Origin of the sequence: Halomonas sp. PR-M31, from assembly GCF_001039575.1 — a bacterium.
GTDB lineage: Bacteria > Pseudomonadota > Gammaproteobacteria > Pseudomonadales > Halomonadaceae > Modicisalibacter.
Genome location: NZ_JIBT01000071.1, coordinates 21,804 through 29,205 on the forward strand (window position 1 = coordinate 21,804; position 7,402 = coordinate 29,205).

The following is a 7,402-nucleotide window of genomic DNA, read 5'->3' on the forward strand; positions in this document are numbered from 1 at the left end:
ACCAGTAACGCCGTATTGCGATCACCCCATGTCCGTCATTCAAGAACCTGAACGATCGTTGAATATGATAAGTATTCAAAATCATGCAGAAAGCGTGGCCATATCGCTCGTTTTTATATTAGTGCTCCATGTTCTCCCGCTTTTTTTCGTTTCTTTTCATGCTGTTGGCTAAATGGACAGCTTGTAAAAGATTGACTTTTTGCGAGGTCTTCAAATCACTTTTCGAAAGCGCTCCCTGTTTTATCGCTTGCTGCATCTCGGGCAAGCCTTCTGCTTCAAAAAACGCCTTATCGACCGCTTCTTGCCATTCCGAACTTTTCATCACGTTTGCCCAATCTCCCCAAGGACCCTGGTGTCCCTTTTCCTGCAGCCCCAAACGTCTTTCCAGCTGGCGATAAAGCCAGGTAGCGAACTGTATTGGTGAATTCACATACCAGGGGTAATAAGGAAGACGCCCATCCGCATGATGCAACCAACGTGTCTTGGCCAGGAAAGGACGGAAGGCTTTGTTGAACAAGCGTCGATTCAGTTTCCAATCGGTCGGAATGCCTGCGCCGACCTTGACTGCTTCTTTCGACATGAAAGGCTCGAAGCTGGCAAACAAGCGTCGGCTACTATAAAAATTGGGCATCGCCAATCTCATTGTCATCGGCCAGAGCACGAACCACTCGTGAGCATTCGTTGATCTAAATGATTGAACCCGATCCAAATGTTCGCGTCGACGCTGCGTCAGTTCGTTCATCAGTCTTCCGAAAACAGCGGACTCGTAACCTTTCTACTGCGGGACTCACCTTCAAGACCTACCTGGGGAAGGAAACCAAAACGACGCATGACTTTTGGCTTGCGGGCGTATTGAGCCTTGATAAGTGAATCTGCGAGATATCCACCGAAGACAGCATTGTAGTCGTCCAAATGGCATGATCGATCGAACCCCAAGGCATGCGCATGTACGTATTGATGACCACTTCCTACGAGCGATGAGGCTTCCGGCAAAATGGATATGTAATGTACCTTGCTGCGAAATGCCGGCTTGAAGTTGGCACCATATGCCGCTGCTACTTTTTCTGCAATTTTGCCTTCTCGGTTCATGTGATCCAGAAAAATGAAAGCATCCCGCTTCAATCGTTGCGGAATAATTCCAGACAATGCTCGAGAGTCTTCGCCAGCACTAGTGAACTGTGCAACATGATTCATCGATTCGGTGACGCGTTCTACATAACCTACGACCCCGTCTCTTAATATGTTTGCCGCCTCATTCAAATCCTGATACGACCCATTTTCTTCGGGCAACCAGTACGATTCTGGTGCCTGACCTTGCAATGCTTGTAGATTTTGGTCGATACAGTACCAGTGTTTTGCCGCGGGATGACCCTGACGAATGGTTTTGTAAGCCGTGTAGGGATAGGTCACGACTTCATGCAGAATGAAGTCCGCCAGGGAGACCTCGTCGAACTGATCTTGCTGACCACAAGCCTTGGCAAGCCCATCTATATGGGTGCCGATAGCGACACCCTGTGTATTCTGATATTGATAGACCGGGATGAACATCATCAGATCGGTAACGAAGAAAACATTGCGAGACGTCTTGTTTATGATTAGAACTACAAAAGGACCACTAAGATCTTCGCTCCAGTTCATATTGCCACTCAACCAGCGATCAAAGATCGCCCGGGTACCGGCATCGCTATTGTCTACTGAAAAAAATCGGTTATCTCGAAAATAGAGTACTGGTCCACCAATAACGACACAGATGTAACGCTCGTTACTCAGCGGATCGTAGCCATTGTAGTGTGACTTGCTGACCGCAAGAGAACCCCAGGCGCCGTGAAATTCGATATTTTCAACACCGCCCTTCTGATGGATTTCATTCAAATAGCGGGAAAGCTTTCCTTGTTTTGTTTGCTTGGAAACAAATAAAAATCACTCATGACCCCTCCGGGAATCATCATGTTTTTTTGCTGCTATTAATGTCGAAACTATTAATAAAGCATTCAAACCCGCACTGACAATGCTGAACATCGCTATCGCGACCAGCGCACTTTCAAATATGAAAAATCCGAGAAAAAGTGATAAAGCTCTCAAGGCGACACTCGCCATCTCATAAATAAGGAAAAACCCTTGTAATGAGAGTACCGGTATTGCTCCAACACTTGGCCTGTTCATAAAACCGAAGTATGACCATAGCGCTAACCATCGAGCATACACCCCTGCCAGCTCCCACTCAGTACCAAAGACGAAAGAGAATAGCCATGGGCCGAAAGCTATCACTATTCCGTAGGGCACTATGCCCACAGCTGCCAATGCTGCCGTTGCTTTCAACATTAGCTGACGCGTATTTTCTCCAGCATGGGCAGCTTCATTATTCGTGGATAAAAAACGGAAGCGACGGATTGTCCAATCAACGTGGAAGGAACACCCAGCACCATCTTCCCCAGCGAATAAAAACCAGCCACCGCTGGACCAAAAAAGCCGGCCAGCATGAGCACTGGCATGCTTTGAGAAACCGCATTGAGAAAAACCTGAGGCGTACGGTAGTAGGCAAAGTCGCGGTGGCGCAATGCCAAAGCCTTGTACGACGCATGGGTTCCCAACGTATCCTGCCCGGCATCAACCGTTGTGTCCGCTTTTTTCTTTTTTATGCCTCTGTAAAGCATGGACGCTTGAAACGCACTACCCAGGGTGGCAAATATCACCAGCACCGACGCCAGCGGTAGCAATAGACCGATACCTGCCTTCGCGCCATTCATCAGCAATGCCTGTAGTACGGCCACCTTGGCTTGGAGCTTGAACAGCTTCTTGCGAATCACCCATTGGGTGGCAATCGCCAGACATGCCGAGAACAGCATGGCCAGAGGAAGCAGCAGTATGAAGGATTCAACCGCCTGGAGATTGAAAGCGTTGACAATGGAACCTTTGAAGCCCAGAAGAAACAAGGTGACGAGAAAAGAGGTCGTCAGTGCAATTCCAATAGATAGCTTGACCAGGCCTAGAGCATCAACGTCTTTTTTGGGCAGTACGATGGCAATCGGATAGCTGAGCGCTGCCAAAGGTGTTATCACCGCAAGCATGGCCGCGAAGGTGCCCAGGACACCAAATGCGTCCGGACCGTACAGGCGGGTAATGACAGGGGAAAAAGCGACGCCGATTGCTTGGGCGCCGGCGGTGCCGCTGGCCACCACCGCGACGTTACGCACGAACTTGCTTTGAATAAGTTGTTTGACGTAGTTATGCAAAGTTTTTCCTGATCAAATAAATCACTCAGTCGCCTCATAGGCCCGGATACGTCGAAATCACATAGACAGATAAAAGGTTCACTGCCATGGCATGCGTTACTTTATCGTTGGTCTAGGATGCGGTTGCCAACGACTGGGGGAGGCAGTATAGCCACAAGGCTCGAGGCTTACCGTGAGATGCTTAAACTCGTCGCATAACGGATACACGAGCACTTATATCCAATACAACGAGGAGTGATGCCATGCTCAACACCACCGCCTGGAATCGACTGCGCTACAGCGTTTATGCGCCGGTCTATGATTTGATCGCCGATCGCGCCTTTCGCCACGCGCGAGGCAGTGCCTTCGAAGCGGTGGCATGGGCGCCGGGACAGCGAGTGTTGATCGTCGGCTCCGGCACCGACCTCTCACCAGCCATGATTACCCGCTTTCGAGCTCGGGCAGACGAACTTGGTTTCGATTTCACTGCCCGAATCATGGACGCGGAACAACTCGACTATCCTGATAATCATTTCGACGTGGTGATCATGCATCTGATTCTGGCCGTCATGCCGGATCCAACTAAAGGGCTTTATGAAGCTCATCGCGTGCTTGGCGCAGATGGCCAGCTATGCGTGATGGACAAGTTTCAGCCCGATAGCCATCGGGCAGGCTGGGGACGTCGCACACTCAATCTTGCAACCAGTGCCATTGCAACGGATATCACCCGGCAGGCGCGACCGTTGTTGGAAGGGGCGGGATTTCGCATCGAGCGTGACGAACCGGTAATGATGGGCTCACTTTTCCGGGCGCTGCTCGCGTGCAAGGAAAACACCCAATAAATGACAGCGCGTTTCGATCACTGGGTTTGACGGAGGGAATTTTAACATGTCGATACTCTCCAACCGCTTACCGACCATCCGACAGTTGCAGTGCTTCATCGCCGTGGCGGAAGAGCTCAATTTTCGCCGAGCGGCCGAACGCCTGCACATGTCGCAACCGCCGCTATCAAGACAGGTGCGCAGCCTGGAGACATTGCTAGGCGTCAGATTAATCGAGCGGGATACCCATCGAGTCGCGCTAACGCCAACCGGCAAGCATTTCGTCGACAGAGCGCATCGCTTGCTTGTAGGGCTGGATAACGCGGTCGCATCGTTGCGCGATAGCGCAGGAACGCCTCAAGAAAACATCCGGCTCGGTTTGACCAGCGTTATGGATTTCAGTCAGCTCACCGCCCTGAACGCCCTACTAGCTAATTCATCTTTCAATCAGGGCATTCATCAGGAGCGGGCCTACTCCAAGCGGCTCGTCGAGCGCGTGTTAGCCTCACAGATCGATTTGGCGATCGTTGGCGTTTTCGCCAATGTCTCTCCCGCACTCAAGAGTCAGAAGATTGGCGAAGATAGGATGATGGTCGCGCTGCCGGCGTTCCACGCTGCTGCCGGCAAGGAACGAATCGATCTGAAAGACGTCGCGGAAACACCGTTATTCTGGTTCCCGAGGGCCGATAACCTCGTCTTTTTTGATCGCTGCGAAACCTTGTTCGATCAAATGGGTTTTTCTGCCCCTCGCAAACCAGAACCCCAGGAGCACGTTGATTTACTCGCCCGCATCGCCGCGGGTGAAGGCATGGGATTCCTACCCAGTTCTATGAAAGCCGCCAGCCGCACCGGCGTGGTGTATCGTGCGTTCACCGACAGTATCGAGGCGCGCCTGAGCATGGATATTCATCTGATATGGCGCGCAAATGAGCAAAACGAGGCGGTACTCGATGTCGTAAACAGGCTCCTCGCAACTGCTGAAGCTCAAGCATTGACCCCTTTCATACCCTCCTCCCCATAGCGTTCGCCCCGCACGCTGTCTGATGTGAATACCTTTTCCAGTTCATCTTTATCTTCTGCGGATAGTTCAAGCTCGGCGGCCGCAAGATTTTCCTGAAGATAGCGCGAGCGTCGCGTGCCGGGAATGGGCACGATGTGATCCCCTTGTGCCAACAACCAGGCAAGCGCGATCTGACCGGGGGTTGCCCCATGACGCTCGGCTATCGCCTTGACGGACTCGAGCAGTTGTAGATTATGCGCAAGACTATCCTGCTGAAAACGGGGGTTGTTGCGTCGAAAATCACCGTTTGCCAGCTCTTGAGCCGAACTGATCCGACCGGTGAGAAAGCCACGACCTAGAGGTAAGTAGGCGACCAAGCCGATTCCTAACGCCTTGGCCTTGGGCAGAATGCTCAGCTCGACGTCCCGGGTCCACAGCGAGTACTCCGTTTGCAGCGCCGTGATCGGATACACTGCATGAGCCTTTTCCAGAGTAGCTGCAGAGACCTCGCATAATCCCACGTGGGCGATCTTGCCCTCCTCGACCAGGCTTTTCAGCGTACCCATGGTCTCGGTGATATCTGCCTGCGGGTCCACCCGATGGAGGTAGTACAGATCGATTCGCTCGACGCCCAGACGCTTCAGCGAGGCGTCGCAGCAAGCGCGAATGTACTCGGGACTATTGTTAATACCCCGCGCGTACTCCGCCTCCTTGGGCCGATCGATACCGCATTTGGTCGCAACCTTGATCGAGTCTGCAGCGGAACGTTGAGCAGCGAGAAAGCGACCAATCAGTATCTCGTTGTGTCCGCGACCGTACATATCTGCCGTATCGATGAGCGTAACGCCGGCATCTGCCACTTCATCAAGCATCGCAAGGGACTGGGTATCGTCCGATGGGCCATAGAATTCGCTGAGCCCCATGGCACCATAGCCAATCGCCGAGGCATAAAAGCCCTGCCCTAGAGTGCGGGTGGGTAATGCTTTCGTTTTCTGATTCATGTTCACTTCCTGTGGTAAGCCTTGAGTTGCATCGCTCGACGCATCGAATGCACGAACACGGAGAGCATGAATCGGCGTGGCCACCAACGGAAGAACTCGATTGGTAATACCCGAATTGAATCACAACGTCGAAATATTGGTGCAAGGCTCGAGCCTTTGATCGCGACACTCGAGAAAAGCAGGATCGTTAGCGCTATGGGTCAGCTATCAATTGCTGATCAAGATGGTCTACGCAACGTGCTGCAGCACATTTTAGGCAGCTAGAAAGTCTCGATCACCCCTTCCAACATAATAGAGAAAAGGCTTGCCCCGTGCCTGGAACAAGCCTTTCTCAAGGAATTTCGCCAAAGAAGTCTCAGCGCCTGTGCCGCGGCTCCTTCGGTTTGCGCATGGCGCGCACCGGACGGCGCTTGTTCTTATCCCGGCTCCAGCGGTTCTGCTCTTCCGGGGTCAAGTCCGGCACCTTACGTACCTCCAGACCCGCCAGGGTGGAAAGATCGTCGATCTCTTCCTGAGTGAGTTCCACCCATTCACCGGCCTTGGCTCGCTTGTCGATGAAGATGTTGCCGTAGCGCACCCGCTTCAGACGGCTAACGGTGAGCCCTTGGGATTCCCACAGCCTGCGCACCTCCCGGTTGCGTCCTTCCATGATCACCACGTGGAACCAGGTGTTGATGCCTTCGCCGCCAAACTCCTGCACGTCGGTGAAGCGCGCCGGGCCGTCCTCGAGCATCACCCCCTCGACCATGGCCACGATCTGCTCGCGCTTGACGTTGCCCATGATGCGCACGGCGTATTCACGCTCGACCTGGGTCGAGGGGTGCATCAATCGATTGGCCAATTCGCCATCGGTGGTGAACAGCAAAAGGCCGCTGGTATTGATGTCCAGGCGACCAATGGCGATCCAGCGCTCGCCTTTCAAGCGCGGCAGCCGCTCGAACACCGTGCGTCGGCCCTCCGGGTCCTTGCGGGTGCATAGCTCGCCTTCCGGCTTGTTGTACATGATGACCCGGCGCGGCACTTCTTCGGCGCCGCGCAGATTGAGCGGACGATCATCAAAAGTGACCTTGTCCCGCGCTTCGATACGATCGCCCAGGGTGGCGACCTGGCCGTTGACCTTGACCCGTCCGGCGCTGATGGCGGTTTCCATCTCGCGGCGCGATCCTAGCCCAGCTCGGGCGAGAACTTTCTGCAGCTTTTCGGTGGTGGTGTTCGTGGTGTTCATGAGTCGGACGTATTCTCGTCTGATGAGTGTTCCGCGTCCGCCAGGCCGTCATCGTTGCTTTCGCTGTCGACGGTCTGCTTGCGGGCGCGTTCGGCCAGGCGCGCTTCGAGATCCGCGAAGCTAAGCTTTGGCCGGTCGGACGC

Annotated in this window: 8 protein-coding genes; 2 read left to right on the top strand and 6 right to left on the bottom strand. The window is 53.4% G+C overall.

All coding sequences use genetic code 11. The annotated features are described in order from the left end of the window. Positions 1-118: 118 nt before the first annotated feature. From CH74_RS19080 to CH74_RS16615, 4 genes are read right to left on the bottom strand one after another with little or no spacing between them, the layout of a single operon-like run. Complete coding sequence (locus CH74_RS19080; protein ID WP_216594792.1) at positions 119-742, bottom strand: hypothetical protein; 624 nt, start codon at positions 740-742, stop codon at positions 119-121. Beyond that, complete coding sequence (locus CH74_RS19085; RefSeq protein WP_216594793.1) at positions 742-1,872, bottom strand: hypothetical protein; 1,131 nt, start codon at positions 1,870-1,872, stop codon at positions 742-744. The genes CH74_RS19080 and CH74_RS19085 overlap by 1 nt, the downstream gene beginning before the upstream one ends. Positions 1,873-1,920: 48 nt before the next feature. Next, the gene (locus CH74_RS19090) at positions 1,921-2,322 is read right to left on the bottom strand and encodes a hypothetical protein (RefSeq protein ID WP_216594794.1); all 402 of its coding nucleotides are present in this window, start codon (positions 2,320-2,322) and stop codon (positions 1,921-1,923) included. After that, the gene (locus tag CH74_RS16615; protein ID WP_216594795.1) at positions 2,322-3,233 is read right to left on the bottom strand and encodes a lipopolysaccharide biosynthesis protein; all 912 of its coding nucleotides are present in this window, start codon (positions 3,231-3,233) and stop codon (positions 2,322-2,324) included. The genes CH74_RS19090 and CH74_RS16615 overlap by 1 nt, the downstream gene beginning before the upstream one ends. Before the next feature lie 242 nt (positions 3,234-3,475). Between CH74_RS16615 and CH74_RS16620 the strand changes: the two genes are divergently transcribed. Then, positions 3,476-4,054 (top strand): class I SAM-dependent methyltransferase, encoded by a 579-nt coding sequence (locus tag CH74_RS16620; protein WP_048308660.1) that lies wholly within the window; start codon positions 3,476-3,478, stop codon positions 4,052-4,054. Between the two features lie 46 nt (positions 4,055-4,100). After that, a complete protein-coding gene (locus tag CH74_RS16625; protein ID WP_048308661.1) occupies positions 4,101-5,054 on the top strand; it encodes a LysR family transcriptional regulator in 954 nt (317 codons plus the stop codon). On the opposite strand, the gene CH74_RS16630 is transcribed toward CH74_RS16625, so the two are convergent. Continuing rightward, complete coding sequence (locus tag CH74_RS16630) at positions 5,018-6,034, bottom strand: aldo/keto reductase (RefSeq protein ID WP_048308662.1); 1,017 nt, start codon at positions 6,032-6,034, stop codon at positions 5,018-5,020. The two genes, CH74_RS16625 and CH74_RS16630, sit on opposite strands and share 37 nt — an antisense overlap. A gap of 355 nt (positions 6,035-6,389) precedes the next feature. After that, positions 6,390-7,259, bottom strand: a complete 870-nt coding sequence (rluB, locus tag CH74_RS16635) for a 23S rRNA pseudouridine(2605) synthase RluB (protein WP_048308663.1) — start codon at positions 7,257-7,259, stop codon at positions 6,390-6,392. Positions 7,260-7,402 lie beyond the last annotated feature (143 nt).

Coding starts and splice junctions, on each gene's coding strand:
- CH74_RS19080 (WP_216594792.1), bottom strand. CDS start 742: ATGAACGAACTGACGCAGCGTCGACGCGAACATTTGGATCGGGTTCAA.
- CH74_RS19090 (WP_216594794.1), bottom strand. CDS start 2,322: ATGTTGAAAGCAACGGCAGCATTGGCAGCTGTGGGCATAGTGCCCTAC.
- CH74_RS16620 (WP_048308660.1), top strand. CDS start 3,476: ATGCTCAACACCACCGCCTGGAATCGACTGCGCTACAGCGTTTATGCG.
- CH74_RS16625 (WP_048308661.1), top strand. CDS start 4,101: ATGTCGATACTCTCCAACCGCTTACCGACCATCCGACAGTTGCAGTGC.
- CH74_RS16630 (WP_048308662.1), bottom strand. CDS start 6,034: ATGAATCAGAAAACGAAAGCATTACCCACCCGCACTCTAGGGCAGGGC.
- rluB (WP_048308663.1), bottom strand. CDS start 7,259: ATGAACACCACGAACACCACCACCGAAAAGCTGCAGAAAGTTCTCGCC.